General features: G+C 48.1%; 4 protein-coding genes. 3 read left to right on the top strand and 1 reads right to left on the bottom strand.

Annotation, left to right across the window (positions count from 1 at the left end):
* Positions 1–417: MBL fold metallo-hydrolase (locus Q0236_RS02200; RefSeq protein ID WP_297914536.1), on the bottom strand; the 417-nt coding region annotated here is incomplete at its 3' end.
* Between the two features lie 95 nt (positions 418–512).
* Here Q0236_RS02200 and nadE point away from each other — a divergent pair.
* The 3 genes from nadE to Q0236_RS02185 all read left to right on the top strand — a co-directional run.
* On the top strand, positions 513–1,316 hold the full coding sequence (gene nadE, locus Q0236_RS02195) for an NAD(+) synthase (protein WP_297914533.1): 804 nt from the start codon (positions 513–515) through the stop codon (positions 1,314–1,316).
* Between the two features lie 10 nt (positions 1,317–1,326).
* Positions 1,327–2,463 carry a DegT/DnrJ/EryC1/StrS aminotransferase family protein gene (locus Q0236_RS02190; protein WP_297914530.1) on the top strand — a complete coding sequence of 379 codons (1,137 nt, stop codon included), beginning with the start codon at positions 1,327–1,329 and terminating at the stop codon, positions 2,461–2,463.
* The coding region (locus Q0236_RS02185) for a tetraacyldisaccharide 4'-kinase (RefSeq protein WP_297914527.1) at positions 2,456–2,954 on the top strand (499 nt) is incomplete at its 3' end. The genes Q0236_RS02190 and Q0236_RS02185, both read left to right, overlap by 8 nt.

The raw sequence follows: 2,954 nt of genomic DNA, 5'->3' as shown, positions 1-2,954 counted from the left end.
TATGACGTCGCCGCTAAAGATCACGCCGTCCACTTCGATCATACAGCTACCCGGCGTATGTCCTGCAAAAAGGCTAAATTTAACGTTAAAGCCCGCTATTTCAAGGCTTTGCTCCTGTCCTTTTACGAGTACGTCCGCCTCTATGGACTCCGGCATCGTCTCAAAAGGATCCGCTCGCAGCATAAAGGCGTCGCTTTCGTGGATATAAATTTTAGCGCCCATTCTTTGCAGCTTCGCGTCGTCGTAAACGTGATCGTAATGCCCGTGCGTATTCAAAACCGCCGCGATCTTTCCCGTATTTTGCATCACCCAATCAAAGCTGCCCTCGCCAGGATCGATCACCAAATCGCCCTGCTCGCCCTTTAGAATGTAGCAATTCGTCGCGTATTCACCGAAAGCTTTTTTTAAAATTTGCATTTAAATCCTCCTTTTAAGCTTAAATTAAAGCCGTAATTTAGCCAAAAATAGTTAAAATTCGCACAATTTAACGTAAAATTTTAAGGCTAAATATTATGTTTTTGGACGATTTGCTGCCGCAACTGACCGATTTTTTATCGGAGAGACTCGATGAAACGGGCGCGGACGCCTTTGTAGTGGGTATCAGCGGTGGGCTTGACAGCGCCGTGGTTTCTGCGCTTTGTGCGCTTACCGAGATCCCCACTTACGGGCTTATCCTACCTAGTGCGGGTTCAAATTTAGAAAATATGGCAGACGGCATCTTTCACTGCGAATCCTTTAATATCCCCTACGAAATCCAAGAGATCGCGCCATTTGTAGAAAATTTTACCGCTTTAAATCCCGGTGCAAGCGCTCTTCGCATCGGAAATTTCGCCGCGCGAATACGCATGAGCTTGCTTTATGATTACAGCGCGCAAAAACGCGGCGTAGTCGTAGGCACGAGCAATCTTAGCGAGCGGATGCTCGGCTACGGCACGATCTACGGCGATCTGGCCTGCGCGTTTAATCCGATCGGAGAAATTTTTAAAACCGATCTGTTTAAATTTGCAAAAATTTTATGCATAGACGATGCGATCATCAAAAAAGCCCCGAGCGCCGATCTATGGGAAAATCAAAGCGATGAGCGCGAGCTTGGATACAGCTACGAGATCTTAGATAGCGTGCTAAGAGATATTTTTTCGCACGAAACGCTGCGGACGAAATTTCGCTCAGGCGAGCAAATAACCGCAAACGATCTAAAATATCTGCAAAACTCGCGCCACAATCAAGAGCTGGTGAAATTTATCGTCCGTAGAATTCTTAAAAATAATTTTAAGCTTCGCGCGCCCGCGGTCGCCCGCATAGAGCCCGCACACTAAGGAGAGATTTATGAAAGAGATACCGTTTTATAAGGCTCAAATCGATAAAAAAGAGGAAGACTTAATTAAAAGCGCCCTCTACAACAGCGATATAAGATATAGCGAAATTTTTGAAGAGGATATTTGTAAATATTTCGGCGTAAAGCACGCCGTATCTACCACGAGCGGCACGACGGCGCTGCATCTGGCGCTTTGCGCAATGGATATTAAGCGCGGAGATAAAATTTTATGCTCCGTAAATTCCTTCCCCAACGTCGCCGAAGTGATCCGCCACTTCGACGCAGAGCCCGTTTTCGTAGATATCGATCCGATAAGCTTTAACATTACGAGCGAAAGCCTTGCTCGCACGATAGATCAGAACCGCCACAAGAAGCTAAAATGCGCTTTCATCTCGCACATCGCAGGGCTTGCTGCGGATATAGACGCCATCAGCGAGGTCGCCAAAAGCGAAAATATCATCCTTATAGACGATGCGTGCCGCGCTATGGGCGCTACCTATAAGGGCGCAAAAATCGGAGCGCTTAAAAGCTCGCTCATATCGTGCTTTCAGATCAATCCTCAAGCGCAAGACGCGATCTCTACGGCGGGCTTTTTCGTCACGAACGACGATGAGATAGCAAGCGCCGCGCAAATTTTAAGAAACGGCGGCATCGTAGGGGACGCCTTTTACAAAGACGGCAATATGTCCTTTACCTACGACGTCGATCGCATCGGTCAAAAATATGATCTTAACGCTATAAATTCCGCCTACGCCATCGCTCAGTTTGAAAAAACCGACGCCTTTATAAAGCGCCGCAAGCAGATCGCCGCAGCGTATCGCGAGCAGCTCGCAAACTGCCCTCACGTGACGCTTCCAAGCGACAGCGAGGGGCATAGCTATACTCAGTTCATCGTAAAGATCGACAAAAACCGCGACGATTTCGCCAAAGCGCTGATCTCGCGCGGAGTGAGCGTTTCGCTGCACTATGTGCCGGTGCACCTGCTAAGCTACTATAAAAGCAAATATAATTACAAGGTCAATGATTTCCCGAATGCGCTTAAAAACTATCAGCAAATTTTATCCCTGCCGATCTACACGGCGCTTAGCGACGACGATGTGAGCTACATCTGCGAGCAGATCAAAGAGATAGCGCAAAATCGTGTTTAAACTCCTAATCGAGCGAAACCTATACGACCCGAGCCCCGCATGGCTTGCGCTAGGGGTGATTTTAGCGCCTCTTTCGCTACTTTATACGCTGATCGTCTGCCTAAAAAGGCTCTTTGCTAAGCCGCAAAAATTTAAAATTCCAATAATCAGCGTCGGAAATTTAACCCTCGGCGGCAGCGGTAAAACCCCGCTAGTGCGGGCGCTTTTTAAAGAATTTAACGGGGGGCTCAAAACCTGCATCATCCTTCGCGGATACGGGCGCAAAAGCAGAGGCTTGCTCGAAGTAGCGCTTGGCGGACGGGTACTTTGCGACGTGCGGCAAAGCGGAGATGAGGCGATGGAATACGCGCTGTTTCTGCGCGGCGCAAACGTGATCGTCAGCGAAGATCGCGCCGCAGGGATTTTGCGCGCGCAAACTCTCGGCTTTGAGCTGGTGATCTTAGACGACGGATTTTCTAAATTTAATATCTCTAAATTTGATATCTTGCTAC

This window comes from uncultured Campylobacter sp., assembly GCF_938031315.1.
Classification (GTDB): domain Bacteria; phylum Campylobacterota; class Campylobacteria; order Campylobacterales; family Campylobacteraceae; genus Campylobacter_B.
Note: the sequence above shows the minus strand (reverse complement) of the source record. Positions and strands in the feature narration are given on the sequence as shown.